This window comes from Robertmurraya beringensis (assembly GCF_042433785.1).
In the GTDB taxonomy this organism is placed as follows: Bacteria; Bacillota; Bacilli; order Bacillales; family Cytobacillaceae; genus Robertmurraya_A; species Robertmurraya_A beringensis.
In genome coordinates, this window is the sequence record NZ_JBHLUU010000124.1 from 24,270 (window position 1) to 50,835 (window position 26,566).

The 26,566-nt window shown below is 37.2% G+C and carries 31 protein-coding genes and 1 riboswitch; of the genes, 4 read left to right on the forward strand and 27 right to left on the reverse strand.

Going from position 1 to position 26,566, the window contains the following annotated elements:
* Nucleotides 1-28: 28 nt before the first annotated feature.
* The 5 genes from ACFFHF_RS21125 to ACFFHF_RS21145 all read right to left on the reverse strand — a co-directional run bounded on the left by ACFFHF_RS21125 (nucleotide 29) and on the right by ACFFHF_RS21145 (nucleotide 4,316).
* The gene (locus ACFFHF_RS21125) at nucleotides 29-1,081 is read right to left on the reverse strand and encodes an NAD(P)H-dependent glycerol-3-phosphate dehydrogenase (protein ID WP_160547135.1); all 1,053 of its coding nucleotides are present in this window, start codon (nucleotides 1,079-1,081) and stop codon (nucleotides 29-31) included.
* An 18-nt stretch (nucleotides 1,082-1,099) separates the two neighbouring features.
* Nucleotides 1,100-2,410 (reverse strand): ribosome biogenesis GTPase Der, encoded by a 1,311-nt coding sequence (der, locus tag ACFFHF_RS21130; RefSeq protein WP_160547134.1) that lies wholly within the window; start codon nucleotides 2,408-2,410, stop codon nucleotides 1,100-1,102.
* A gap of 226 nt (nucleotides 2,411-2,636) precedes the next feature.
* On the reverse strand, nucleotides 2,637-2,822 hold the full coding sequence (locus tag ACFFHF_RS21135) for a capping complex subunit for YIEGIA (protein WP_160547133.1): 186 nt from the start codon (nucleotides 2,820-2,822) through the stop codon (nucleotides 2,637-2,639).
* Between the two features lies 1 nt (nucleotide 2,823).
* A complete protein-coding gene (locus ACFFHF_RS21140; protein ID WP_377058985.1) occupies nucleotides 2,824-3,711 on the reverse strand; it encodes a YIEGIA family protein in 888 nt (295 codons plus the stop codon).
* Nucleotides 3,708-4,316: a YphA family membrane protein gene (locus tag ACFFHF_RS21145; protein ID WP_160547132.1), complete on the reverse strand. Its 609-nt coding sequence runs from the start codon at nucleotides 4,314-4,316 to the stop codon at nucleotides 3,708-3,710. The genes ACFFHF_RS21140 and ACFFHF_RS21145 overlap by 4 nt, the downstream gene beginning before the upstream one ends.
* Before the next feature lie 105 nt (nucleotides 4,317-4,421).
* Here ACFFHF_RS21145 and ACFFHF_RS21150 point away from each other — a divergent pair, with 105 nt between their 5' ends.
* Nucleotides 4,422-4,565 (forward strand): YpzI family protein, encoded by a 144-nt coding sequence (locus tag ACFFHF_RS21150; protein WP_160547131.1) that lies wholly within the window; start codon nucleotides 4,422-4,424, stop codon nucleotides 4,563-4,565.
* A gap of 28 nt (nucleotides 4,566-4,593) precedes the next feature.
* Here ACFFHF_RS21150 and fni read toward each other — a convergent pair whose 3' ends face one another.
* The 9 genes from fni to prsW all read right to left on the reverse strand — a co-directional run bounded on the left by fni (nucleotide 4,594) and on the right by prsW (nucleotide 12,600).
* Nucleotides 4,594-5,643 carry a type 2 isopentenyl-diphosphate Delta-isomerase gene (fni, locus tag ACFFHF_RS21155; protein ID WP_377058986.1) on the reverse strand — a complete coding sequence of 350 codons (1,050 nt, stop codon included), beginning with the start codon at nucleotides 5,641-5,643 and terminating at the stop codon, nucleotides 4,594-4,596.
* A 12-nt stretch (nucleotides 5,644-5,655) separates the two neighbouring features.
* Nucleotides 5,656-6,792 (reverse strand): 30S ribosomal protein S1, encoded by a 1,137-nt coding sequence (rpsA, locus tag ACFFHF_RS21160; RefSeq protein WP_160547129.1) that lies wholly within the window; start codon nucleotides 6,790-6,792, stop codon nucleotides 5,656-5,658.
* A 161-nt stretch (nucleotides 6,793-6,953) separates the two neighbouring features.
* Complete coding sequence (locus tag ACFFHF_RS21165) at nucleotides 6,954-7,535, reverse strand: 1-acyl-sn-glycerol-3-phosphate acyltransferase (RefSeq protein WP_160547128.1); 582 nt, start codon at nucleotides 7,533-7,535, stop codon at nucleotides 6,954-6,956.
* Complete coding sequence (cmk, locus tag ACFFHF_RS21170) at nucleotides 7,532-8,209, reverse strand: (d)CMP kinase (protein ID WP_160547127.1); 678 nt, start codon at nucleotides 8,207-8,209, stop codon at nucleotides 7,532-7,534. Before cmk ends, ACFFHF_RS21165 begins: the two co-directional genes overlap by 4 nt.
* Before the next feature lie 151 nt (nucleotides 8,210-8,360).
* Complete coding sequence (locus ACFFHF_RS21175) at nucleotides 8,361-8,543, reverse strand: YpfB family protein (RefSeq protein WP_160547126.1); 183 nt, start codon at nucleotides 8,541-8,543, stop codon at nucleotides 8,361-8,363.
* Nucleotides 8,544-8,597: 54 nt separating this feature from the next.
* Nucleotides 8,598-9,260, reverse strand: a complete 663-nt coding sequence (locus ACFFHF_RS21180; RefSeq protein WP_160547125.1) for a flagellar brake domain-containing protein — start codon at nucleotides 9,258-9,260, stop codon at nucleotides 8,598-8,600.
* A gap of 103 nt (nucleotides 9,261-9,363) precedes the next feature.
* Nucleotides 9,364-10,716: a germination protein YpeB gene (gene ypeB, locus ACFFHF_RS21185; protein ID WP_160547124.1), complete on the reverse strand. Its 1,353-nt coding sequence runs from the start codon at nucleotides 10,714-10,716 to the stop codon at nucleotides 9,364-9,366.
* A 13-nt stretch (nucleotides 10,717-10,729) separates the two neighbouring features.
* Complete coding sequence (gene sleB, locus ACFFHF_RS21190; protein ID WP_160547123.1) at nucleotides 10,730-11,776, reverse strand: spore cortex-lytic enzyme; 1,047 nt, start codon at nucleotides 11,774-11,776, stop codon at nucleotides 10,730-10,732.
* Between the two features lie 131 nt (nucleotides 11,777-11,907).
* The gene (prsW, locus tag ACFFHF_RS21195) at nucleotides 11,908-12,600 is read right to left on the reverse strand and encodes a glutamic-type intramembrane protease PrsW (RefSeq protein ID WP_160547122.1); all 693 of its coding nucleotides are present in this window, start codon (nucleotides 12,598-12,600) and stop codon (nucleotides 11,908-11,910) included.
* 141 nt (nucleotides 12,601-12,741) lie between these two features.
* On the opposite strand from prsW, the gene ACFFHF_RS21200 reads away from it, so the two are divergent.
* Complete coding sequence (locus tag ACFFHF_RS21200) at nucleotides 12,742-13,710, forward strand: asparaginase domain-containing protein (RefSeq protein WP_160547121.1); 969 nt, start codon at nucleotides 12,742-12,744, stop codon at nucleotides 13,708-13,710.
* Nucleotides 13,711-13,739: 29 nt separating this feature from the next.
* On the opposite strand, the gene ACFFHF_RS21205 is transcribed toward ACFFHF_RS21200, so the two are convergent.
* The 12 genes from ACFFHF_RS21205 to ACFFHF_RS21260 form a co-directional block, all read right to left on the reverse strand.
* The gene (locus ACFFHF_RS21205; protein WP_160547120.1) at nucleotides 13,740-14,705 is read right to left on the reverse strand and encodes a YpdA family putative bacillithiol disulfide reductase; all 966 of its coding nucleotides are present in this window, start codon (nucleotides 14,703-14,705) and stop codon (nucleotides 13,740-13,742) included.
* A gap of 75 nt (nucleotides 14,706-14,780) precedes the next feature.
* Nucleotides 14,781-16,058 carry a Glu/Leu/Phe/Val family dehydrogenase gene (locus tag ACFFHF_RS21210; protein ID WP_340906275.1) on the reverse strand — a complete coding sequence of 426 codons (1,278 nt, stop codon included), beginning with the start codon at nucleotides 16,056-16,058 and terminating at the stop codon, nucleotides 14,781-14,783.
* Nucleotides 16,059-16,332: 274 nt separating this feature from the next.
* A complete protein-coding gene (locus ACFFHF_RS21215) occupies nucleotides 16,333-16,911 on the reverse strand; it encodes a genetic competence negative regulator (protein ID WP_160547119.1) in 579 nt (192 codons plus the stop codon).
* Nucleotides 16,912-16,995: 84 nt separating this feature from the next.
* Nucleotides 16,996-17,904, reverse strand: a complete 909-nt coding sequence (locus tag ACFFHF_RS21220; RefSeq protein ID WP_160547118.1) for a MerR family transcriptional regulator — start codon at nucleotides 17,902-17,904, stop codon at nucleotides 16,996-16,998.
* Nucleotides 17,905-17,986: 82 nt separating this feature from the next.
* A complete protein-coding gene (locus ACFFHF_RS21225; protein WP_160547117.1) occupies nucleotides 17,987-18,769 on the reverse strand; it encodes a metallophosphoesterase in 783 nt (260 codons plus the stop codon).
* Nucleotides 18,770-18,786: 17 nt separating this feature from the next.
* Nucleotides 18,787-19,179 carry a hypothetical protein gene (locus ACFFHF_RS21230; RefSeq protein WP_160547116.1) on the reverse strand — a complete coding sequence of 131 codons (393 nt, stop codon included), beginning with the start codon at nucleotides 19,177-19,179 and terminating at the stop codon, nucleotides 18,787-18,789.
* Nucleotides 19,180-19,301: 122 nt separating this feature from the next.
* The gene (locus ACFFHF_RS21235) at nucleotides 19,302-19,577 is read right to left on the reverse strand and encodes a CBS domain-containing protein (RefSeq protein ID WP_160547115.1); all 276 of its coding nucleotides are present in this window, start codon (nucleotides 19,575-19,577) and stop codon (nucleotides 19,302-19,304) included.
* A 79-nt stretch (nucleotides 19,578-19,656) separates the two neighbouring features.
* Complete coding sequence (locus ACFFHF_RS21240; protein ID WP_160547114.1) at nucleotides 19,657-20,115, reverse strand: YpbF family protein; 459 nt, start codon at nucleotides 20,113-20,115, stop codon at nucleotides 19,657-19,659.
* Nucleotides 20,116-20,212: 97 nt separating this feature from the next.
* Nucleotides 20,213-20,911 carry a LysM peptidoglycan-binding domain-containing protein gene (locus ACFFHF_RS21245; protein ID WP_160547205.1) on the reverse strand — a complete coding sequence of 233 codons (699 nt, stop codon included), beginning with the start codon at nucleotides 20,909-20,911 and terminating at the stop codon, nucleotides 20,213-20,215.
* Entirely contained in the window at nucleotides 20,904-21,506 is a 603-nt protein-coding gene (locus ACFFHF_RS21250) for a CPBP family glutamic-type intramembrane protease (protein ID WP_160547113.1), read from the reverse strand. Before ACFFHF_RS21250 ends, ACFFHF_RS21245 begins: the two co-directional genes overlap by 8 nt.
* Complete coding sequence (locus ACFFHF_RS21255; RefSeq protein ID WP_377058987.1) at nucleotides 21,496-22,998, reverse strand: RecQ family ATP-dependent DNA helicase; 1,503 nt, start codon at nucleotides 22,996-22,998, stop codon at nucleotides 21,496-21,498. Before ACFFHF_RS21255 ends, ACFFHF_RS21250 begins: the two co-directional genes overlap by 11 nt.
* Nucleotides 22,995-24,044, reverse strand: coding sequence for a helix-turn-helix domain-containing protein (locus ACFFHF_RS21260; protein ID WP_160547111.1), 1,050 nt, complete (start codon nucleotides 24,042-24,044; stop codon nucleotides 22,995-22,997). Before ACFFHF_RS21260 ends, ACFFHF_RS21255 begins: the two co-directional genes overlap by 4 nt.
* 245 nt (nucleotides 24,045-24,289) lie before the next feature.
* Here ACFFHF_RS21260 and ACFFHF_RS21265 point away from each other — a divergent pair, with 245 nt between their 5' ends.
* Nucleotides 24,290-24,538 (forward strand): ferredoxin, encoded by a 249-nt coding sequence (locus ACFFHF_RS21265; protein WP_066047499.1) that lies wholly within the window; start codon nucleotides 24,290-24,292, stop codon nucleotides 24,536-24,538.
* Between the two features lie 46 nt (nucleotides 24,539-24,584).
* Here the strand turns inward: ACFFHF_RS21265 and ACFFHF_RS21270 are convergent, their stop codons facing one another.
* Nucleotides 24,585-25,169 carry an ECF transporter S component gene (locus tag ACFFHF_RS21270; protein ID WP_160547110.1) on the reverse strand — a complete coding sequence of 195 codons (585 nt, stop codon included), beginning with the start codon at nucleotides 25,167-25,169 and terminating at the stop codon, nucleotides 24,585-24,587.
* A gap of 160 nt (nucleotides 25,170-25,329) precedes the next feature.
* Nucleotides 25,330-25,465, reverse strand: a riboswitch (FMN riboswitch).
* Nucleotides 25,466-25,621: 156 nt separating this feature from the next.
* Between ACFFHF_RS21270 and ACFFHF_RS21275 the strand changes: the two genes are divergently transcribed.
* Nucleotides 25,622-26,557, forward strand: a complete 936-nt coding sequence (locus tag ACFFHF_RS21275) for a manganese-dependent inorganic pyrophosphatase (protein WP_160547109.1) — start codon at nucleotides 25,622-25,624, stop codon at nucleotides 26,555-26,557.
* Nucleotides 26,558-26,566: the final 9 nt, after the last annotated feature.

A 26,566-nucleotide genomic window follows, 5' to 3' on the forward strand; every position in this document is an offset into this window, starting at 1 on the left:
TCATTGAAAAGCCCAATTTTGAAAATATTTATTCCAATCCCTTTTCAACTAGTACATTTGCAAGATCTTCCATCTCATGAGTTTTTACACGTGTCATGAGTAAATCCACTTCATCCTTCGGTTTTGCATGGTTAAATAGAACATTATATAAAGCCGTTGTAATTGGCATCTTCACACCGTACTTTTCTGCTAGTTGGTAAGCGGCTTTTGTGGTTCTTACACCCTCTACTACCATGCCCATATTTTCAAGCACCTCATCTAAATTCTGGCCTTTGCCAAGCAAATTCCCAGCTCTCCAGTTTCTTGAGTGAACACTTGTAGAAGTAACGATTAAGTCCCCTATACCTGTTAAGCCTGAGAATGTTAGAGGACTTGCCCCCATTTTTGTACCTAACCGAGCTATTTCTGCAAGCCCCCTAGTTATTAAGGCAGCCTTTGCATTATCCCCATATCCTAATCCATCCGTGATCCCGGCAGCTAACGCAATAATATTCTTTAATGCGCCACCCACTTCTACACCTATAATATCAGGATTTGTATATACCCGGAAATGCTGATTAATAAATAAGTCCTGCACACGTTCAGCTGCTTCCATGCTCTTGGATGAGACCGTCACCGTTGTTGGTTGACGAAGACTTACCTCTTCAGCATGACTCGGCCCAGATAATACAACCACATCTTGTAAAAGACTCTCTGGCATTTCATCTTCAATCATTTCTGAAATGCGCATAAGTGTATCCGGCTCAATCCCTTTACTAACATGAACTATTGTTAGTGGATTTTCAAGGAATGGAATCATCTTTTTAATCACTTCACGAATCGCCTTAGTTGGTACAGCTAATATGATGGTGTTTACTTCTTTTAAAACTTCTTCAAGAGAGTCGTAACCAACAATTGTTTCAGGAAGTATGATTTCTGGTAAATACTTCTTATTCATGTGAGTGGCATTTATCTCGCTGATTTGATCCCGATTATGTCCCCATAATCTCACTTCATGATCATTGTCCGCTAACACTAAAGACAAGGCAGTTCCCCAGCTTCCCGCTCCAATTACAGCAATTTTTTCTTTTTGGATTTGCATAGCATCACAACCTTTAACTTATTTTCTTTCTCTAGCAAAGATTTTGATAGGAGTTCCTTCAAATCCGAAAGCTTCTCTAATACGATTTTCTATAAATCGCTGATATGAGAAATGCATAAGCTCTGGATCATTGACAAAGACAACAAAGGTAGGTGGCTTGACTGAAACTTGAGTCGTATAATAAATTTTAAGACGCTTTCCGTTGTCTGTTGGCGTAGGGTTCATCGCTACAGCGTCCATAACAATATCATTTAATACACTTGTTTCCACTCGCATCGAATGATTTTCACTCGCTTTGTTTATCATTGGAATCAATGTATGAATTCTCTTTTTTGTTTTAGCAGATAAGAAAACAATTGGAGCATAGTCTAGGAATAAGAAATGCGCACGTATTTTTTCCTCGAATTCTTTCATCGTCTTTTCATCTTTTTCCACTGCATCCCATTTATTCACGACTACCACAATAGCTCGTCCTGCTTCATGGGCATACCCAGCTATCTTTTTATCCTGTTCGATGATTCCTTCCTCTGCGTTAATAACGACTAAAACGACGTCGGAACGTTCAATCGCACGTAGCGCACGAAGCACACTATACTTTTCTGTTGTTTCGTACACTTTTCCTCTTTTTCTCATTCCTGCCGTATCGATAATGACGTAGCGTTCTCCATTAACAGTTACCATTGAGTCTATCGCATCTCTAGTTGTACCAGCGATATCACTTACGATTACTCGTTCTTCTCCAAGCATCGCATTGACAAGTGATGATTTCCCTACATTTGGTCGACCAATTAGAGAAAACTTAATAACGTCATCATCATAGTCATTCTCGTCCTTGCTTGGAAAATGCTGTGCTGCAGCATCTAAAAGATCGCCAAGACCTAAACCATGTGAACCCGAAATTGGATAAGGTTCGCCAAAGCCTAAGGCATAAAAATCGTAAATGAGATCTCTCATTTCTGGGTTATCAATTTTATTTACAGCAAGAACCACTGGCTTTTTAGCGCGATAAAGAATCTTTGCTACTTCTTCATCTGCAGAGGTAACTCCCTCTCTACCATTTGTTAAGAAAATAATGACGTCTGCTTCCCTGATCGCAATTTCTGCTTGTTGACGAATTTGTTCTAAAAAAGGTTCGTCTCCAATATCAATTCCACCGGTATCGATAATATTGAAATCATGACTAAGCCACTCAGCTGAACTATAAATTCGATCTCGAGTAACCCCAGGTATATCTTCAACTATCGAAATCCGCTCACCAACTATTCTATTAAAGATTGTAGACTTTCCAACATTTGGACGACCCACAATCGCTATTACAGGTTTTACCATTTTTTTCATCCTTTCTAAAATAATAAAAGAGATATCAACAATATTTCAGACAATGTATAAGCAAAGTTATGTATCCGTGCAAGAACCGTTGAAATTACAAACATCTCATTTCATTATGGTGTAAATCAGCATTTAGTAAAGAAACCCTTCTACAAACAGAAGGGTCTAACTTTATTATATTATCAAAGTGGTCATGTACTAGCAAACAAAATTAGAAGAAACCACTTTAATGTTTGACAATGACGTACAAATCCTCCGTAAGAGAATGTGCAATCCCATCCAAAATTGCTTCTAGATTCCTCGTGATTTTTTCCATCTCCTCTTTATCATCACAATGAAAAACTGCTACACCACATGGGACTTTTTTAGGATTCGTCGTAATCGCAGCTAGGATAAATTTTTCAATATCCATTTTATCTCTCCTCTAGTTTTTTCTCTCTCTCTTTAGGCATTCGAATGGCATTTTCTAAAGTTGGAACCTTTTCAATGATTTTCATCGCCTTCTCAATATCATTTTCTTGCGGTAGAATAAATACCCCGACCCTTCCATCATCTAGGTCTCTTTTCGCCAAGGGAACGAGAGCTGGTGTACCAGAATCTCGATACACACCTAGAGAGTTGGATACATCATGTAGAATAGCTTGACGCTGCCCTAGATTCGCAATTGTCGCTCTTGCGTCAAAATTTTTCGGCTTAAGGATAAACCCCATCCCATAGCGTAGTACTTCCTTTTGTCTTTCCGGGAGTCCAATGTTCATTATATAAATATTGTCCACATACAAGCCTGGACCGTCAAACCGAGGTTCAATGTACTCAACTTCTACAATATCACCAAGCCTACCCCCAGACATTAGTTTGGTAGAAATTAATATCGCAATCACTGCTGCAATTAGTCCACCCCAAATATTAAAAAGGAGATACCCAAGTGTACTTAGAAAGGAGGTGAAGATTACCAAATAATTTCTACTTTCAAAAGCTATTGCAATTCCTTCAATATACGTTTTACCTCTTGGTACTAATTCATAATTATCCAGTTCATTTAATGTGTTTCTCTCCATATTTCTGACATCTCTAAATTGTGAGGCTGCCAAAGTTAAAAAGGTGATGGCTGTAAACTCTTCCTCAAGTATAGAAGGTATGGCCACAGTACCAAGCCCTGCAGCAATAAACCCTAATGCCACATGGATGATTTTCCCGTGCAGATAAGTGGGGTACTGTCGATAATCCGTTCGTAGCATATAAATTCTTGTTGCTGTTCCAACAATCACTCCAAATAATATAGGATAAGTGTACTCACTCACGATTGTCTTCCTCTCCCCTTTTCTAGTTGATAAACATGTCCTTCAAAAAGGCTAGTAAGCTTCTCAAAACCGCTCCAGGCCAAAATGAGACAAACAGATATAGAAATAACATCTAAAAATTGAAGTGACCCGATTGGAATTTCCATTGAGTATACATCCAACACAAGAGAATAAACAATTTCTCCATGGATACTACCAAAAATAAGTGCAATCACTCTTTTAAAAACCTCTTTATGCATCATAATGGTCATATAAGTTAATACAACAGCAAACATCCAATCTCTATCAAGGATTAACCAAACAGGGTCAAAAAGCTCAAATAATTGAAAACTCCCATAGGCAAGCATAAGAATAAATGATGTGATTAGAAAGTAGGCCATTGATCTTCCTTTCATTTTCCCGACCTCAAAGTAGGCTAGGAATAAAAGGAAAATGGAAACAACGGACACTTCCAGCCCAAAAAAATGGATGGAATGGGAAGACAGTATAATCGAAAATAATATGATGACCGTATACTTTACACGCCTCGGATTCGTTTTACTCATAAAAAAGGTCGTACAAATCCATAGAACCCAAAATGTCCAATAAAAGATTATTCCTTCCATGTCACCCCTCCTATCATCTCCATTATGGCTTTTCAGTATGTACTTTAACCGTATGATGTATAAACTTTCAAAAATGATTCATCTTAATTAGGAGGAGGTGGGATCATGGGTAAAGATCGTCAACAAAGCAAATTAAAAGCAAGTGGTCGCGTCGAGTCTGATCGAGACCAAGAGTTGGAGAAAAAAGGAGCAACCAAACTTTCCAGTCCAGAAGAGGCTAGAGAGCTAAATGATAATAAAAGATACTAATGAAAAAAAGCTCCCAATCCGGGAGCTTTTATCTATTGCTATATATTTTTGTGTTTATTCCTCGTTCATTAAGCCAATGATGAGTTTTTCCCTCGATAATCAAAGGTGCCTTCTGAAGATCCTTAATAGTTGTCGAACCAAGAGCGGTCATTACATACCCAATTTCCTTTTTGATTTCTTCAATTTCTGTCATACTTTCCTCTATTCCTTCTTCTAGAAGGATTTTCAATATATAACCCGCCAAGCCAACAGCGGATGCACCTAGAGACAATGCCTTAACAACGTCTAAGCTACATTGAACCCCACCTGAACCTAATACCGTTAGATCAGGGAAACTGCATTTCACTTCTGCAATGGAAACAACTGTAGGAATACCCCATGAGTTAAAAAACGACAGCAATCGATTTCGTCTTTCATTTTCGATTTTGGCAAAGTTTGTACCACCAAAACCACCGACATCTACAATAGAAATTCCGATTTGGGTGAGCTTCTTTGCTGTTTCACGACTCATGCCAAAACCAACTTCTTTGACTATCACAGGCACAGGTAATTTTTTAACTATATCCTCCATACGCCTTAGAGCACCCGTAAAATCACGATCTCCCTCTGGCATAGTTAGTTCTTGAATGGTGTTTAAGTGGATTTGGAGCGCATTTGCTTCGAGCATATCGACTGCTTGAAGCGCCTGATCCACTGATGCTTCACTCCCTAAATTGGCAAATATTAAACCATTCGGATTTTCTTTTCTTACAATTTTGTAAGTGCTTATCTCACTAGAGTTTTTTATGGATGACATCTGGGAGCCAACAGCCATCGCAACTCTTGTTTCACTAGCAATAATAGCTAGTTGCCTATTTATTTCTTCTGTTCGTTCTCCACCACCGCCAGTCATGGCATTGATAAAAAGAGGCGAACTCAAAGAAAGTTCGCCAACCATAGTCTTAAGACTCACCTGCTCTATTGAGGAGTCAGGCAAGCTTTGGTGAATAAACGTTATATCATCAAAACCAGTATCTCTAGATTGTCCTGTTGTAAGGGCATATTGTATATGATCCCATTTTCGTTTCGATCTAGTCAATGATCATCACCATTATCTCTTTAAATTCTTCAGTTGATCTCCAATCATTTCACCTAATTGAAATCCTTTTGACTCTTCAGGAAGTTCGTAATCCTTCACTTCTTCTTCCTTTTCAGCAAGTTCTTTCATACTTAGAGAAAGTCTTTGCTCTTGCTCATTTACTTCAAGAACCTTAACTTTCACCGTTTCATTTTCCTTTAAAACCTCATGCGGAGTAGCAATATGCTTGTGGGAGATTTGTGAAATATGAACTAACCCTTCTACACCTGGGAACACTTCAACAAAAGCTCCATAAGAAACAAGGCGTTTTACTACACCTTCTAAAGTAGTTCCTTTTGCTGCTTTTTCGGAAATATTAGCCCATGGTCCAGGTAATGTTTCTTTAATCGATAAAGAAATTCGCTCATTATCACGGTCAACACTTAGCACTTTTACTTGAACTTGCTGTCCCTCTTGAACAACATCCGTCGGTTTAACTACATGCTCATGTGACAGCTGTGAAATGTGGACCAATCCATCAATCCCACCAATATCGACAAATGCACCAAAATCAGTAATTCTTTGTACGGTACCTGAAAGAACCTGACCAGAAGCTAATGAATCTAATATATTTTTCTTTTGCTTTCCTTTCTCAAGCTCAATAACAGCACGATGAGAAAGGATCAGACGGTTCTTCTCCTTGTCAAGTTCAACAATTTTAAATGCCATCGTTTTACCCTTATAATCAGAGAAGTCTTCAACAAAGTGTGCTTCCACTAAAGAAGCAGGAACAAAACCTCTTACTCCCAGATCAACTACAAGACCGCCTTTTACCACATCTTTAATTTCAGCATCAAAGACATCACCAGATTCAAACTTTTGCTCAAGCTCTTGCCATGCATTTTCAGCATCCACCTTACGCTTTGAAAGGATCAAGGCATCTTCTTCTACCTTTAATACTTCTAATTCTAGCTGATCACCTTCATTCACCGCATCACTTGCTTTTTCGATGTGAAGACTTGATAACTCACTTATGGGAATAATTCCATCAAGCTTGCTGTTTGGGATTGTGATAATAACCTGTTTTTCTTCCACCTTTGTTACTTGTCCGCTTACTTTGTCACCCACTTGAAAATCCATAACTTCCACTTGATTCATTTCTTCAGACATATGTACTCCTCCTTAATCCTTTGACTGCTCCATTTTTATAAAAGGTGATGTTTTCATCACCGTTTGAAACAATGGTACCTGACCATACTTAGAGAATAATCTAAAAAATCTCTTTAATTAAACTTCTTATAAATGACTTCTTTTGTCAAGCGAGATACTCCCTATTTGTTCGCAATAATCAGTTTTCTGATTTCTTCCATAATGATTTTTGTAGCCTCATCAGCGGATATCTTATTTTTTCGATATTCTGTAAAATCAACCGGCTTTCCATAAACCACCTTTAGCTTATTAAGTGCCTTATATGGACCAATTACTGCACAAGGGACGATTAATGCTTCGGATCTTGTTGCAAAGAAGCCAGCACCTGCTAACCCTTCACCAAGCTCACCCGTCTTACTACGAGTTCCTTCTGGGAATAAACCAAGAACCCTATTTTCTTTAAGAATCCCAAGCCCCTTCCTAAGCGCCTCACGATCACTCATGCCCCTTTTAACTGGAAATGCATTCAAATAAGGGACAAGCTTTCCCAATAATGGAACTTGGAACAATTCCTCTTTTGCCATAAAATGAACAGGCCTAGGAGTTGTAATACCTACGACAATTGGATCAAAATTTGAAATATGATTGGAACAAAGCAAAACCGATCCTTCTTTAGGAATATTTTCTTGGCCAATTGTCTCTATTCGATACAAAGGCTTATAGATCATGTTTACAACCGAGCGTGCAAAAGAATACATCGTCAATAGGATCCTATCCTTTCCTCTACTAAAACTAGGATTTTCTCAACCACTTCTTGAATGGATAAGGAAGTGGTATCTATCTCTACTGCATCCTCCGCTTTTTTCAGAGGTGCTACTTCTCGTTCAGAATCTAGTTTATCTCTAGCCGCAATTTCCTTTATAAGCATTTCTAAGTCGGCTGGAAAGCCTTTTTCAAGGTTTTCTTGATATCTTCTTTCCGCCCTTTCCTGAACGCTTGCCAGAAGAAATACTTTTATTTCTGCGTGAGGAAGGACATGTGTGCCAATGTCTCGGCCATCCATGACCACTCCCCCATTCGCCCCGAATTGCTGTTGTCTTTTAACCATTTCTTCACGTATTAAACGGTGTTTTGCTACGATGGAAACTTGATTTGTCACTTCGGCAGAACGAATTTCGTTTGTAACTTCTTGTCCGTCAAGGAAAACAAGTTGTCCTTTTTCACCTGGCAACAAGTCAATTTTTGTTTGTGCTAAAAGGTCATTAAGTGCGCTCTCATCAGTAAGCTCACAATTTACTTGTAAAGCTTTATATGTAATTGCACGATACATAGCACCTGTATCAATATAAATATATGAGAGTTTCTCAGCGATTATTTTGGCAACAGTACTTTTTCCTGCCGCAGCAGGACCGTCAATTGCGATAGATATTTTACTCATATGTCCTCCTAGTTGTTTGAACTCCACTATTTATATTAGTGTGTTCAATTTGAATCGTTAATGACTGATTCCTTATATATTTTAGCATATACTTGTTCGTTGCTTGTTAATAATATTTTAAAAAAGAAAAAAAGCAGGAGCTCCCTGCTTTTCATTTCCCATTAAAGGTTTCTAAGAAATCCGCAAAATTATTTTTGTTTACACCCTCATATTTTGTAATAATTTTCAACTCAGGAAAAATACTTAACTGATGAAAGAAAAGCTGTGTACCGATAAGGAAAAGAAACTGAATGACAATGATCTTAACTATAATACGCTCAAACGTCTTCACCATTTCACTTCCTCCCATAATATCCGTACTATTATAGGGAATTTATGGATTTTTTATTCAAGATTCTAGACCCTTCTTCTTCATAAGCAACTGGCGATCAAAGCTAAAACGAAGCAAAAGCTGACGGTCCTGTGAGTTCATATCGACAAATTGTAAAGATGCCTTCATACGACTGTCATCTAATGGAATTAGTCTTACTACCTTACTCTTAACTTGTAAATAATGAATTTCACCGCTTTGCATAGGAAGTACTAACCATAATTGAATAGTATGACCAGCACGGACTCCATGTTTATCGTTGATTAGGATTGCTGCACCGCCTGCACTAATATCATCTGTAACTGTTGTGAATGGTTTAAACTCTGCATTGGTTGAATGCACTGCCACGTCTGCAGTTGTTTCGACCCTTACATATTGACGTCTCTGGATTTTAACTAAGTGTTCGTCACCAGGATAAGATAAAATAAGCATAGGAATATTCTGCTTGGTTCTTCCTAATACCTCAGATTCAAACAAAAAGACTGAGTTATTATCCTGAGAAACAAAGGAACCTTTTAACTGTGTCCCATCAATTAAAAAGACTGTTCGTTCAGTTGCCGTATTGATTGGATAATCAATATAGATTTGATTTTCTTTTTGTTCTACTACTTTACACTTAAACTTATCTAATTTATCTCCATACTTTAACTCGAGCATAATTACATTGCCTATTTTAAACATAAGAATCACACATCCTGTCAAAACTTGTCACTACAAATTATGACATGAACTTAATCATTGACGCAATATGAATCTAAAAAAAAGGAAAAGCGGGTGCTTTTCCTTATACAACGTCCTCATATATTTCCTCGGCGTTTTCTAGTTTATAAACCTTTTCTTCAATGCCACTATTTGCATTTATGAAAATACGATACGTATCATCACCAAGAGTTCCCATGAATTCATAACACAGTACTTCTTCGTTCATATCATTTATAATGATCGATTGTCTATTTTCCATTACCTTAACACTTGGGTTAATTTTCTTTTGTGCGTCTTCCACTGATAGAGTTGGCTTTGGAATGTCTCTAACATGGTGAGAGCGTAGATAATCATCAGCAGAAAAACCTAAAATATTTCCATTATCCAAAGCTACTTTTACATTAATTGCATCAGGATACACTCTAACATCATTTTCGTTTGTAACAAAGGTAAATACTCCAATATTATCGTACTGCGTGCTTTCAAACAGATCTAAATTTTCGAAACCCGTATCTTTTAAGAATTGAATCGCTTTCGTACTTGCATCATTTAGACTTAGTTTTTGTTCTTTCACATCACGAGAGTAGATAAACCAAATGGGATAACCACCTTTTTTCGTGACATCCATACTTGCTTCTTCATTGGTTCCCTTCTTTTGTACAGAAACGCTATAAAAACCAGTACTTGCCCCTTTTCCACTTTCTGTAACCTTAACAGCCACATCATTTCCAAAGGCTGCATATTTTTTTGCGATTTGGACCGCCTCTTCTTCTTTTACTTGTTTGCCTTGCAAGAATTTAAACTCGTTGTCTTCTTTTTGACTTAAAGACACAAAGGCAGGTCCAAAATCTGTGTCTCCATATCCTTCTACTGTTTTCTCAACGGTCTTAAAACCATCAATAATTGTATTATCTAAAGGCTCTTCTGATGATGCTAGAGCCAACTCCACATCCATCCAGCGTAAGTTATTTTCTAAAACCATATGCTGTACCTTTCGTAATTCTCCCTGAATTTCTGCAGACTGCTTATACAGGTCCTGTAACGATTGGTACTCTTTATCGGTTAGTGGCTCTTTCTCTAAATCTCTAATGGCGGTACGATAACTAAAATCACCTATTTTCGCGAGAAACTCCTCCGTCTTGTTGAAAGGTAGAAGTGTTAATGGAAGTTGCCCAACATCACTATGAGCATCAGATGTTATTTTCCAAACCTCTGCTAAAGAAGGCGATAATGATTCCCTTGAATTCATCGCTAATGTTGTTCCTATTTTATTATTCAGTAAATCTACCTGATAGCTTAGATCATGAAACGCTCTTTGATAGTTGTTCTCTGCATTAATGAGTACGGCATTTTTTTCACGATGCTCTTGATAGCCCCAAAAAGCCGTTCCTGCTACCCCGAGCACCAAAACACCTATTAAGATTGTTCTAATCAATTCGACCTCACCCCTATTTACAGAATATATGCTTTCCGATGCGCTTAATTTGTGGCCTAGACCAAATCCATCCACTTGTCGCCGTGTCAGGGTTAAAATAATAGATGGCATTACCAGTTGGGTCCCAACCATTCATTGCGTCTAGAACAGCTTTCTTTGCGTTCTCATTTGGGGTTAACCAAATCTGGCCATCCGCAACGGCAGTAAACGCTCTTGGCTCAAAAATAACCCCTGAAACCGTATTTGGAAATGTAGCACTTTGTACCCTGTTTAATATGACAGCTGCCACCGCCACTTGACCAATATAAGGTTCACCTCTCGCTTCTCCATACACAGCGTTTGCCATTAGCTGAATATCATTCTGTGAAAACCCACTTGGTACATTAGCTGCTGTAGGTTTTTTTGGTGGAGTTGCAGCTGTTGCTTTCGGGCCAGTTTGATTCCCAGCATTCGCTTGTGGTGCCGCAGGTTTTTTTGCTGTCGTATTATTATTTTGAGGCTTCTTTGCGGCTGTTGTATTCTGTTTCGGTTGTTGTGCAGTTGGTTTTTTCGCTTGAGTTTTTGCCGTTGGTTTTTGTTCTTGAGTTTTTGCAGTTGGTTTTTTTGCTGTTGCCGTTCCTTGATTGTTATTCGGCTGTGCCTTATTTACTTTTGGGTCTGGCTTCTTTTGCTTTGCTAAATCTACTCCACCATAATGAGTAAATTTGTTTCCCTTATTAATTTGTTCCTTTACAAATTGCTCATTGTACTTTGTTGCCTTTGCTAATTTCTGCTTTGTTGTTGGTCCAGCAAGTCCATCGATTGGCAATCCAAATTCGTACTGAAAGTTTCTTAGAGCCCAATACGTCTTCCATCCAAATACACCGTCAATTTTTCCATTATAATATCCGATATACTGAAGACGTGATTGAAGTTCGATAACATCTTCACCTACTGCCCCTTGTTGAATTACTTGATTGGTGAAGGCGTCAACCTGATCCACCTTTGTGGTAAAGGGGATAATCACTTGAGTTAAAAATAAGATTGTAGCTACTTTCATTAATAAAATTTTTTTGTTCATCGTTTGCAACCCCCAGATGTAAATCTTATTAACATTAATCCTATTTTTTGTAGAGGTTGGTTTTTTATGCAAAAAAGCTAGCAGAAACTTCTTTAACAAGAATTTAGGACAAAACAAAACCCCTTTCAATTTTAAAATTGAAGGGGGTTCTGAATTTGTATATCATCATTCGATGCCTTTATTCCGCTCAAGTGCCTCGCACTCTTCACTTTACGGAGAGCCAGCCACCATAAAAAAATCATAAATGGTAAAATAAAAAGCAACCAATACTCAAATGACATTAGTATATAATCGTAAATACCATGAAAAAATACTGGAAGAAGCAGTGAAAAAAGGAGCCATTTTCCTTTTTTATCTTTCGTGAATTTTCCTTTTCCTAAATAGTAACCCATTAATACACCAAAAAGCGCATGACTTGAAACAGGTAATAGCGCTCGACCTATAGCATGTTCAACCCCATTTGCCACCAAATATAATATATTTTCACTTGTTGCGAACCCTAGTGCTACTGAGGTACCATACACAATTCCATCGTATGGCTCGTCAAATTCAACATGTTGATAAATAGCATAAAAAAGTATGAACCACTTAAAAAATTCTTCCAAAAAACCCGTTGTAAAGAAGGCGTTTAAAAAATCAGAAACAACCAAATGCTCTACTTCAATCACATATTGAATAAACATAATTGGAAATACAAGCAGTGCACCATATATAAATGTGCGAAAAACCACTGAGATTGGTTCTGAGCCGTACTCATCTCTTAAGTAGAAATAACTAAGAAGAGCTAAGCCAGGAGCTATCCCAGCAGAAAAAATCCCTAGCATTTGCTATCCTCTTTTCCATTCGTTTCTTCCATCGTACCATGAGTTCTTAAGAAAGAAAATCTATATTTTTAACGTTACGTGTAGACGAAGTAGCTTTCAAATAGGTATGATTTTAAGTGGATGACATAACAGGAGGTTCTTATGAAAAATCTACTTGTAATCCATACAGGTGGGACGATTGCCATGAGTGAAGATACGGAAACGGGAGCGGTAAAACCGGGCGAAAAAAATCCAATTGTCGATAAAACAAAGGAGCTTTTGTCCGTTGCGAATTTAATCATTGAGGAGCCTTTCCAGCTGCCCTCACCCCATATTACAGCAAAAGAAATGCTGCAACTAAAAGATATTATTGAATCTTATTTAAAGGAAGATAAAATAAACGGAGTTGTGATTACACATGGTACAGATACATTGGAGGAAACTGCCTATTTCTTAGATTTAACGATTCGGTCAAGCATACCGATTGTACTGACAGGGGCAATGAGATCAAGTAATGAAATTGGTTCAGACGGTCTTTATAATTTACTTTCTGCTTTAAAAGTAGCAAACAGTGATGAAGCCGTTGGAAATGGCGTTCTAGTTGTGTTAAATGATGAAATACATACAGCAGTAAATGTAACGAAGACACATACAAGCAATGTATCTACCTTTCAAAGTCCGCAGTATGGACCGATAGGGACAGTGACAAAAAGAGGAGTTTTCTTTCACCACTCACCAAGAAAAAAAGAAATATATCATATAGATAAAATTTCCAAACGGGTGGTACTAATTAAAGCCCATGCCGGAATGGATTCCTCCCTGCTTTATGCGATAAACGATTTACATTTTGACGGAGTTGTCATTGAAGCATTAGGACAAGGAAACCTACCTCCAGCTTCTATTCCTGGTATTAAGCTTTTACTCGAAAACAAAATACCCGTTGTTTTTGTATCAAGATGCTTTAATGGCCTAGCGGAAGATGTGTATAGCTATGAAGGCGGTGGGAAACAGTTTAAGGATTTAGGCGTTATTTTCTCTAAGGGTCTGAATGGGCAGAAGGCTAGAATAAAATTGATGATTGCTCTAGAATCAACTAGTCATATAACCAAATTGGATCGCATGTTTCAATAAAAATACCGGGCTTAAATGCCCGGTATTTCTTACGATTTTTTATTAGCTATCGATTGAGCGATTTGCTCTCCATGAAAGCGGCCGTTTTCAATAAAAATTTCATTCGCATTGTTTCCAGCCGCCAATACACCTGCAATATAAATGCCGTCAATATTGCTTTCCATCGTCTCTCCATCATACCTTGGTCTTCCAGTCTCTCTGTCAATTTCTATACCCATCTGAGCAAGAAAGCCATGATCTGGATGATAACCAGTCATAGCAAAAACAAAGTCGTTTTTTATACTAAACTCTTTGCCATGTTTGACATAAGTTACTTTGTCAGCTTCGATTTCCTTTAATTCTGCTTCAAATTCCATCTTTACGACACCATTTCGAACGAGCGAATCAAATTCAGGAAGAATCCACGGTTTAATAGAAGGAGAATATTCTTTCCCACGGTAAATGACAGTTACTCTTGCACCTGCTTTTACAAGCTCAATCGTAGCGTCAACGCTTGAGTTCTTCCCTCCGACGACAACAATATCCTGATCGAAATAAGGATGAGCTTCCTTAAAATAATGAGATACCTTTGGTAAATCCTCACCTGGAATTCCCATTATATTTGGATGATCATAATAACCGGTTGCTACAATCACATACTTTGCAGTGTACTCCTTTATATCTGTGCGAACGATAAACTCATTCGCTTCTTTTTTCACACTTGTTACTTTTTCAAAAGGTTGAACCCGTAATCCTTTTCTTTTTACTACTTCGCGGTAATAAACCAATGCTTGATTCCTTCTTGGTTTGTATTCTTCTGTTAAAAAAGGAACTTCACCAATTTCTAATTTCTCACTCGTACTAAAAAAAGTTTGGTGTGTAGGATAATGATAAATTGCATTCACTATATTTCCTTTTTCAATAACCAGGGGATTTATTCCAATTTTTTTCAATGCGATGGCCGCTGATAAGCCACACGGCCCTCCACCAATAATAATTGCATCTTCTATTTGCATCGCTCTCTCTCCTAAACAAAAAATCTCCATCATTATATGATAGGAGATTTTTTCTTGCTTTTCAAATATAAATCATTAAATCCAACCTCTAAATCTTGATGCTTCGGCCATTTTCCTTACACCGACCATATATGCGGCTAAGCGCATATCTACTCGTCTGGTTTGTGCAGTATCATATATATTATTAAAGGATTTACACATAACCTTTTCTAATTTTTCTTCCACTTCTTCTTCCGTCCAGTAATACCCTTGATTATTTTGAACCCACTCAAAATAAGAAACGGTAACTCCACCCGCAGAGGCAAGCACATCAGGTACAAGTAAAATCCCTCGGTCCGTTAAAATCTTAGTTGCTTCGAGGGTCGTTGGACCATTTGCTGCTTCAACAACAATCTTTGCGCGAATATTATGGGCGTTATCTTCAGTGATTTGATTCTCAATTGCTGCAGGAACCAAGATGTCACATTCTAATTCAAGCAACTCTTTATTAGAGATTGTATTATTAAAAAGCTTCGTAACTGTTCCAAAGCTATCACGTCTATCCAACAAATAATCTATATCCAATCCATTTGGATCATGTAATGCTCCATAAGCATCGGAGATACCCACTACTTTTGCACCTGCGTCATGCATAAACTTTGATAGATAGCTGCCCGCGTTTCCAAACCCTTGGACAACCACGCGCGCACCTTCAATATTAATACCCTTCTTCGCAGCTGCTTCTCTTATACAAATGGTTACACCTTTTGCTGTTGCCGACTCCCTGCCATGTGAACCACCTAATACGAGTGGTTTTCCAGTTATAAACCCTGGAGAATTAAATTCATCTATTCGACTATATTCATCCATCATCCAAGCCATAATTTGTGAATTTGTAAACACATCTGGCGCCGGAATATCTTTGGTTGGTCCAACAATTTGACTTATTGCTCTAACGTAACCACGACTTAATCGTTCAAGTTCACGAAATGACATATCACGAGGGTCACACACAATGCCCCCCTTACCTCCACCATATGGTAAGTCAACGATTCCACATTTTAAGCTCATCCAAATAGAAAGCGCCTTTACTTCCTTTTCTGTTACACCAGGATGGAAACGAATTCCTCCTTTTGTAGGTCCAACAGCATCATTGTGTTGTGCACGATACCCTGTAAATATCTTTACTGACCCATCGTCCATCCTTACTGGGATTTTTACTGTTAACATTCTCATTGGTTCTTTTAATAGTTCATATACTTCTTCAGGGTAGCCAAGCTTTTCTAATGCACTGTGAATAACAGTTTGAGTCGATCTTAGCACATCAAGCTTTTCTTCATCGTTTATGTTTGTAGTCCCTTTTTCGGCCACTATTTTACCCTCCTAAAATCACTAACAATGTTGTCCCATTCATGACATAGTATACACTTTTGGGTAATTTATGCAATAATAAATGAAAATTTTTTGACATTTTTACGATATTTATTGAAAACGCTGTCATTGTTGTTGTTTAGGGAATTTTCTGTATTTTTCATCTTTCCCTTACTTGCCTTTCAAAGGGCTTTCTCCTTTTATTTGAATACTATTTAGTAGTGTCTGTTGTTCGCCGTAAGATATTCTTTTAGAAAAAAACGGCAAAGACAGTCCATTACTTAAAGTAATGGACAATTGTCTCAACCGCTTTCTGATCAATCACTGTTTTCCCATACTCTTTTATACGATGAATACTTTCAAGAGTAGGGTTTGAGTATTCAGATAGAACAACTGCCACTAACATTAAGTTACAGTCTTCTACATTTTCTATACAAAAATAATACCTGTCCTCCATTACATATAAGCTTCCCCCAGTAAAGCCGAGTACTTTGAGCTGATGGGACACTTGAATGACATATTCAAAATTGGTAAATTCATAAATGAGGTCCTGCTTTTCCTTAACACTTACCTGTAAATCATAGAAGGAATCCATTAAGGAGCTGTCTTCTTCTTCCTCATCCATCGTGACAATCATGACCATTCCCTGAGTATGCATCGTAAAGATTTCTACCGCAACCGTTCCTTGTATATCCACATCAAATTGTTCACTTGCTTCTTCAAGCATTTCATGGAACAATTGATGCCATTTTAATGAATCTTTCCATATATCCTCTTTTGTTAATCCTCTTTCAGATAAATCATCAATAGTTAAAAAAATTTTTATTTTATTATACGTTAATCGTTCTAAGCGCATTATAAAGCCCCCTGCTGTGAACAACTGTTTGTTTAGTGTATGATATTCTTGCAGGAAGGTGAATTGTCTAATTGATATTCCTTCTTACATTCTAGTTTTTAACCAACTTTCCCACTCATTTCGTGAGGTACCTAAAATGTGTTCATGATATTTGAGTTTTTCTTTTTCAGAAATGGTATCAAACGCAAAGCCGCCTAATCCAATATGTATGTACTCATAGCTCTTCACCAAGTTCTCTGTGAGTTGAAGTGTTGCGCTAACATTATCCTTCATTGTACAGGAAAAGAAGATAAATTTTGGCTTCACAATCTTAATAACCTCATCTATATCTTTTTCAGCTATACTTGCCCCCAAATAAATGACCTCAAATCCTCTACGTCTTAAGAATAACGTAAAAATTAGCAGGCCAAGCTCATGCCACTCTCCTGGTCCACAAACTGCAATCGCCTTTGGCATCATTGGATTTTGCGGAAAGGAGTGCAAAATCATCCCTATTCTTGATCGGAGAATAGAAGAGGCAAAGTGTTCATGTGCAGTGGTGATTTTAGAATTTTCCCATAAATCACCAATTTTTACAAGTAATGTACCCAAAATATCTACTAATACCTTATCCACTGTAAAAAAGCTAAATGCTTGATTAATGATGTCATGTGCTGTTTTTTCGTCAAAGACAAGTAGTGATTGAAGTAACTTGTCCGCCATAGCAATTGATTGGTCAACACCTGTTTGAACAAGCAAGAGACCTTCTTTTTCTTCAAGTTCATTATTTTCAAGTAACGAAACAGCTTGACTTATCGTAAATCCTTTATTCACTTTATCTTGAAGCCATCTTAATATTCTTACATGTTCTTCCGTGTAAAGACGATGTCCCGATTCGTTTCTTTTTGGGGCTACCATCTGATAACGCCTTTCCCATGCTCGTAGCGTTCCTGCTTGAATTCCTAACATTTTTGAGACCGCTTTTATATTATATTTTCCATCTTCTGTCTCCATTGTCTTTCCTCCGTATAACTCGTAGCATACTCACATTATACAGTTCATATAAAAAATGTGTAAACTTTGTATAGGCTGATACTTACACTTGATCTTTATTAGAAATGGAAATGAAGTGCGTTTCAGCTCTTGCGCCTAGCCTTAGTGGCATAGCAGTCGTTCCATAGCCATTACTTACAAGAAGTGAGGTGTTTTCTAACTGTTGAAATCCCCCTACCTCATACGGTCCGAATCCAAATATTCTAATTTGTCCTCCATGAGTATGACCACTCAACACTAACGAAATTCGGTCTTGTGCCTGTATCTTTTCCGTAATTCTAGGATTATGGCTGACGAGTATACGAAAACCCTCCTCTTGGGCATCCTGAAGTGCTAAGTCCAACCGATCTCTCTTTAATTGAAGATCATCAACTCCAAGTAGGACCATCATTTCTCCTGCTTCTGATTCAAAGGAAACCGCTGTATTATCTAAAATCTTCACTCCGTTATCAAGAAGCAAAGCATCCAGCTCATGATAATCGACCTCATAATCATTATTTCCCCAAACAAAATACAATGGTCCCAACTGCTTGAGAAGGGTAAGATTGTGTCTAACCTTTTGAAAATCGACTCCTTTTTCAAGAAGGTCACCACCAATGATTACTAAGTCTACCTGTCCTTTTGCTTTTACATCCTGTATTATTTTGTCAGAGACTTGGCGCTTATGAATATCCGATATAAAAAAGAGCTTTAGTTCACCAAAGCTCTTAGGAAACTCTGAAAAAGTAAAATGATGGGTTTGAACTTTATTTCGAAATGCCTCTTTGTACATAAAAATAAGGAGCGAGAATGCCACTATAACTAACGCATAAAATAAGAACTCCATATATCCTCCTCTTTATTTTATTCTTTACTTTCTCGAAGAAGCTCGTAATCTAATGAAATCATACCATAAAGCAATGAGAAACTAAAAAAAGCAACAGCTGGCCATAGAGAGACCATTGCTAGTAAATAAAAACTTAAACACACCAAAAATAATAAAAGAAACTCAAGTTTTAATAGCTTTCCCCTCAACCTGCTTACAACCATCATTTCAACGCCGTTCTTAATTAAGTCAGCATTTATTAAAAACCCAATAAAAAACGCTAAAATAGAAGCAAGAAAAGGAACAGGACTTAATACCACCTCTACAATAATATCTGATAAGTTATTTGGAAAATGGATAGGTATCCATACAATAAATAATAATCCACATATATATCCGAAGAAAAGTTTCAACAGTTTTTTCACATACACAAAAATCCCTCCCATAAACAATGTATGAGAGGAATCAATCTTGTTACACATTTATCTAATAATTAGTCTTCATGTATGTGTAGAATCCGAAAACCAAAATCCTTTAGATCTAACAATAAATTCTAAAAGATTTCATTTCCTTCCAAAAAGCGATCTTGATGTGTTGCAATTTGTGAGACAGTAGTATTTGTTAAATACTCATCCTTTGTTTGCTGGCTTTTAAAATAATTTTCATAAATGCTGTATCTTGTAACTGTTCCTACATAAGTTGGTCCATCTAACACGGGCAACCCATCAATTTGTTCTTCCTCAAGTTTAGTAAGCGCACTTAACAAAGTGTCTTGATGAGAAACAACATGACACTGATGCTTTGGAATCATAATACTTTTTACGAACATGTCAATCACCTCAGGAAAGAGTAAATGTCTTCCATATTTTATTCGTCATTAAGGGTAAAAAATCCTTTTTCATCAAATCCTATTTACTTTCATGATAAAGGTTTATGTCAAAGTTTTTCTTCATCATTTCAAATACTTTGTGACGGTTTTTCCACTCATCTTCTTTTTTCCAAAGGTCCTTACTTTTGTCAATGATTTCACATCGAAGTGCATGATATTCCTTTTCGGCTTTCTCACGCTTTTCTCGAAGTAAATTCATAAATCCATATAATCCAACAATGATGACAAGGACATAAAGATTACTTGATTGATTAACAAATTGTGAAAACATGGATGCAAAAGAATACGAGTACGGAGTCAGTACTACTTTATAAAGATAGTAAAAATAAAAAAAACAGAGAAAAATGGTCGTCCACATCACAAGTAAATGGCGAAGCTTTAATTTATCAAACTTCCTTTTTTTATCTATTACTTTTTGTAACATTTGCCTAGTTGCTTGGTCCGTTCGATCGTCCAATAATAAGATTTCCGATTCCATTATTCTACCCTCCCCCTATCAAATAAATATGAACTTGTCCGACGTTTTATGATGATTCAAAAAAAAGAGCTAAGCCATTTGTATGGCCCAGCTCAGGTTACTTACTTAGCGGTATGGTTAAGGTTTGTCCAACTGTTATTTCGTTTGATGGTAATGAATTTGCCTTCTTAATAATATCAATACCAGACTGTGATTTATAGTACTTCATAGCCAGTCTAAATATGGTTTCTCCTCGCTGAACTTTATGGTAAACAACTGTTTGATCTACAGGCTCTGCTTTTGTGTTTGAATTAGTTGAGCTTTCTGGAGTAATCGTTGTTTCTTGGACAGTTTCGATACTATTGGCCCGTTCCGCATTTGCAGATTCTTCAACAGCACTTGCTTCTGCTCCTCCATTCTCGTCCGCCACTGCTTCTTCTGTTACCGTATTTTCTTCCTCTACCTCTTCGGCAATATCCTCTTCTGCATCCGTATAATAAACAGCTTCTGCTCCCTTACTTTCTTCAACCGTCGAACTAACCGATGATTTCTGTGACTCGTTATATGTGTAAATACTAAAAATCACGATTGGAAGTAAGATAAAAAACATACCTAGCAAGCGAATAAGGGGATACTTTACTTTTATTTTTGTCTTTTTTTTCAATTGTTTCTGTTTATGAACTCGACTCCTTGGTGGAAGCTTTTCATTTGAAAGGGTAGTATTTCCATCCTTTGGCGAATCTACTTTTTGATCAACATCCTTCATCCTTTTACGAAGTTTTTCTGCTTGATCTCTAATAGGCTCTTCTTTATTCATTTCTTTCACGTTCCTCTCTTATCCTCTCTTTTCTTTTGATAATAAATCCCAATAACGTATCAATAACAAAATGCATCGCAATAGTCACCAGGAGATTTCCTGTCCACTCGTATATAACCCCAATTAAGAAACTGAGGAGAGTGATATTCAAAAAGAGAAACCAATTAAATAGATAACGATAATGGATTAAAGCAAAAATAACGCTAGATACAATCAATCCAAAATGAGTTTGTATGACCCCTCGAAATAGAATTTCTTCACAAGTAGCTACAATTGCTGCAATAAAGAGAATTTCCCACCATTTTCTCTTCGAAAACAATTTTTCATTCAACCCTCCATCGTCATAATAAGAGGAAGGAAGAAATTTCATAAACATTGCATCTATACAAACGATAAGTAATCCTGCAGGAACCCCTACCCACCAGATAAAAGGGTCGTTCCAGTCAAAGAGTTCGAGAAAGGACTTCAGACTGTCAAATAATAAACTCCCAATAATTACGGAAAGAACCACGAGTATGACTTGTGTCAAGTAGAGGTGTTTTAACAATTCCTTATCTGATAATTCATCAATCAATTCTTCATATTTACTTTTCATAACTAGTCCCACTCTTCGTAAGTAAGCCCCTCAAATATTCCTTCCACTGAAAAGGCGTAAACTCTACTTCATCTGAACACTTGGTTTTGTATCGATCGTAAACAATTCCACACACATGACAACAATCGTCTACGGTGCCGTGGGAAACTTCTCCAAAGTAAGAAAGAACCCCTTTACGTTTACACTCCTTCGACTGAATCCAGTTCAAAATCTCCACTATCTTTTTTCTTTTATGCTTTTTTCTAGTGTTAACATACTCTATAAACCGTTCTTTCTCTATTATTAAATCCATACTGTTCGTTAGACTACGGAGAAAATCCCTTGTTAATCTCCAAGATGTTTCTGTAAATCCCCCCATCTGTTGAATGGATTCCTCCATTTCTTCCCACTCATAAAGCAGCTGATCTCCAAAATGTCGAAACAACCAACTTATTTGATATTCTGTAGGAAGCTCTCCTTCTGCTAACTGGTAAGGAAGCTGCTCATCATGGGGAGAATACAAAAGAATAGATATACTATTCTCCCCATCCCTTCCAGCTCTTCCGATTTCCTGTAAGTAAGACTCTAACTGCAAGGGCATATGAAAATGGATTACAAATCTCACATTTTCTTTATTGATTCCCATTCCAAAAGCGCTAGTTGCACAAATCACATCAAGCTGCCCTTTAATAAATTGCTGTTGAATCAGTATTCTACTTTCCTGGTCAAGCCCACCGTGGTATGCCATTGCTCTTGGAACCCCACTGTCCCGAAGAATAACGGCTACTTCTTCAGCTAATTTTTTACTAGAAAAATAGATAATTCCTGGACCTTGTAAAAAAGATACCCATTCCAACAGCCTATCAAGCTTTTCTTTTGTATCGTAGACATAGTCTACGACCATTTTAATGTTGGGACGGTCTACGGAGGACACAAACTCCTCCCACTTGTCTAACTTTAATGTTCGGACAATATCGGACCGAACCTCTTGATCTGCTGTGGCTGTCAAAGCAATCGTTTGCGGACTACCAAGAGATTCTCGAACGTCACCTAGCTTTAAATAATCAGGCCTAAAATCATAGCCCCACTGCGAAATACAATGTGCCTCATCTACCACAAATAAGCTGATGACTAGCTTTTTTAGCTTTGTAACTACGAACTCATTCATTAGCATTTCAGGTGAAATATAAATAAACTTATACGTATGCAATCGACCAAACACACGGCCTCTTGTCTCACGGTCTAGAAAAGAATTTATTGCTACTACCCGTTTTTCACCTCGTGACATCATCTGTTCAACTTGGTCCTGCATCAATGAAAGCAATGGAGTAACTACTACCACTACACCTTCCATTAGATAAGCTGGTAGTTGATAACAAAGTGATTTACCTGTTCCAGTTGGGAGCATTGCAAGGACATTCTTTCCATTTAACAATGCTTCGACAATCTCTTTTTGGCCCATTTTAAATTGGTTGTAGCCAAAATGGGTCTTTAATTCATATTCTAGCATCATAATAGGTCACCAAATTTCGCAATCACTAATCGAATTTGAAAATAATCTACATCTATTATTTCTCGGATTTTCCTCAACTGCTTGGATGAGGCTTTTTGAATCGCCTCTTTTATCCTTTCCTGAAGTGGCACTTCAACAAATCGGTCAATATTAAATCCGTTCACGAAAAGGGCAATCTCAACGATATGATCTTGAATTGTACTTTCTTTTAATTTTCTTATTCGGCCGATTTCTACAATCCCTTTTCCTTTCTTTATTAATTCGAATGTTTTTTTGGCAGAAGCTGTTAACTGCTGAAACTCATCAGTCACTGCCATTCTAGCTAATAATGGATAGGCAGAAGGATTTTCTTCGATTGAACTCATTAAAAAATGAAGCAATGCTTGAAATTGAAATCGATAGTTATTCTCTTCGATACCAAGCATTTCGATGGTTTGCATTTCCGTTAAACCAATTGACTCAAACCCGGACAATCTTGCAACTAATACGCTTGGGTCAATCTTCAGTTCTGAAGACTCCAATAAAGCCTGTAATTCCCTTAACAACTCATGAGGAAAGTTCTTGCTGTTTCCTTCCGATGTTGCGAACAAATGCTTAATCCAATTTTGAGTATCTTTATTTTTCTGAACAGGTATATAGCTTGTTTGATTATTGATTTGATTAGAGCATACTTGAATAAGTAAAGATAATCTTTCCCAAAATTGTAGACAATTGTGATACCTTCCTCCTTGCAAGTTTTTCAAGAATGGGTACATTGAATACAATTCATGAATCAAAAGTTGTCCACTTTCGCTAATGCCAACCTGCTGATCGCCAGAAATATATATAAATTCATGTTTTATTAGTTTGCTTATAATGCTCTCATATTGCTCTCTTGTTAAATGATGTGCTGTATGAAAAAAGGAATCCAATTGAAAAAGATGTGAGTCCTGTATGGTTTGAGATGATTTTTTCCCATTTAATAAGTGAAACACGCTTGAGCTGCTTCGTTCTTTACCAAGTTTTGATAAACAATATAGAACGACGTGTTCAAGAATATTTATCAATTTACCTCACCTTCGATACTTAGGTTTTTTTGTATTTTTATGTCTATTATTGTAGCATGAAATGAGTCGCATTTAATGAATAAAAAATGCCATTAATGTCCAAACCCTTATATGATAAGCATTCTCAATACTTTTTCTATTGAAATGTTGACCATTCAGTTTTACAATAAGATATGAGGGATGCATTCCTAGTGAATTTGGGAATGATAAAGAATACTTGTTTAATTTTTTGGGAGGTATTTTACATGGCAAAATACACAATTGTAGACAAAGAAACTTGCATTGCATGTGGTGCTTGCGGAGCAGCTGCACCTGACATTTACGATTACGATGATGAAGGCATTGCATTCGTTACTCTTGACGATAACCAAGGTATCGTTGAAATTCCAGACGTACTATTAGACGATATGATGGATGCTTTCGAAGGTTGCCCAACAGATTCTATTAAAGTGGCTGATGAAGCATTTGATGGAGACGCACTTAAGTTCGAATAGTAAATAAGTAAAAGCAACGGCTTCGCCGTTGCTTTTTTTTGTGTGACTATACAGCTCTACTTTGCACTTTTTGTTTGTTCATCCATGTTCCCATTCTTGCAAATAAAAGCATAAAAATAACTGATATTAAAATCCCCTTAACAAGGTTAAAAGGAAGTATTGCCGTAACAATCATTTGCCTTGTTTCTTCTCCTGACATAGCAGGTGTATTTAAGAAGAATGTATAAGCAGGCAAAATAATGTAATAGTTAAGCACACTCATTAGAACTGCCATAGATATTGTACCCACAACTAAGCCAAATGTCATACCTTTTGAGGATTTCACTTTCTGATAAATGTAGTATGTTGGCAATATAAATAGGATACCCGCAACAAAATTTGCCACGTGGCCAACAGGAACTCCTGTTGCACTTCCAGTTAAAAAATAATCAAGTACGTTTTTTAGAAGTTCAATTAATATTCCAGCTACAGGTCCGAGTATTAAAGCACCAATTAAAGCTGGGACATCACTAAAATCCACCATTAAAAACTGCGGAAAAGGTGGAAGTGGAAAATTAAGAAGCATTAATACATACGAGATGCTACTTAACATTCCAATCAATACAAGTGTTCTTACGTTAAAACTTTTCATTTCCCTCTCTCCTTTTTTTAGGATCCATCTCACCTAAAGAAGAAAGGTTCAGCATCACGTACCTCATTAAAAAAACCCCAAGCGATTCGCTTGAGGGAGTTTGATTAGAAGTCACGCTTAATAAACGTTCAAAACTCTCCTTTTTGAACGTCTGCAGAACCTCCATCTTCTCCCATCCAGACTTTACTGTCGGCTTTGGAATCGCACCAAATCCTGCCCAAAAACCAGGCTCGCGGGCTTAGAGTGTTACACTCATTACCGCCGGTCGGGAATCACACCCTGCCCCGAAGATAGACCAATATTATATTTTCCACATCATTATAGCTTAGTTCGTATTTTTTGTGAAGAAGTTTGCATTCTGAGTGAATTATTTTTTGTCCTTCTTTTGTATTTGTGTTAAATTATTAAAGTATATATACATACGAAATTGATTAATTTTAAAGGAGATAATCATGGAAAAAGTTCTTATTTTTGGTCATAAAAATCCTGATACTGACACAATTTGCTCAGCGATCGCTTATGCAGAATTAAAAAAAGCTCTTGGTATGGATGTGGAAGCCGTTCGATTAGGAGAAGTGAGCGGTGAAACACAATTTGCTCTTGATACATTCAAAGCAGAAGCTCCAAGACTCGTTGAAACAGTTGCTGGTGAAGTCAACAGCGTTATCTTAGTTGACCACAACGAAAGACAACAAAGTGTAAGTGATATTGATCAAGTTCGTGTTATAGAAGTCATTGACCATCACCGTATTGCAAATTTTGAAACGAGTGACCCACTATACTACCGCTGTGAGCCTGTTGGTTGTACGGCAACTATTCTAAACAAGCTTTATAAAGAAAATGATGTTCAAATTCGCCCAGAGATTGCTGGTCTCATGCTTTCTGCCATTATCTCTGATTCATTATTATTCAAGTCCCCTACATGTACAGCTGAAGATGTAGCAGCAGCAAAAGAATTAGCTGAAATTGCTAGTGTAGATGCAGAAAGTTATGGATTGGACATGCTAAAGGCTGGCGCAGATTTAAGCGACAAATCCATTCAGCAATTGGTATCCCTTGACGCAAAGGAATTCCAAATGGGAGCTAGTAAAGTAGAAATTGCACAAGTGAATGCAGTAGATATTAACGATGTATATTCAAGACAAGCTGAATTAGAAGAAACATTATCAAACATCATTTCAGAAAAAGGTCTAGACCTGTTCTTATTTGTTGTAACAGATATCTTAACAAACGATTCAACAGCTCTTGCATTAGGAAATGCCCGTTCAGCTGTAGAAGAAGCATACGGTGTAACCTTAGAGAATAACAAAGCCGTGTTAAAAGGTGTAGTTTCACGTAAAAAACAAATCGTACCAGTCCTTACAGATCTATTCAATTCAAAAATGTAGTATTTTTAG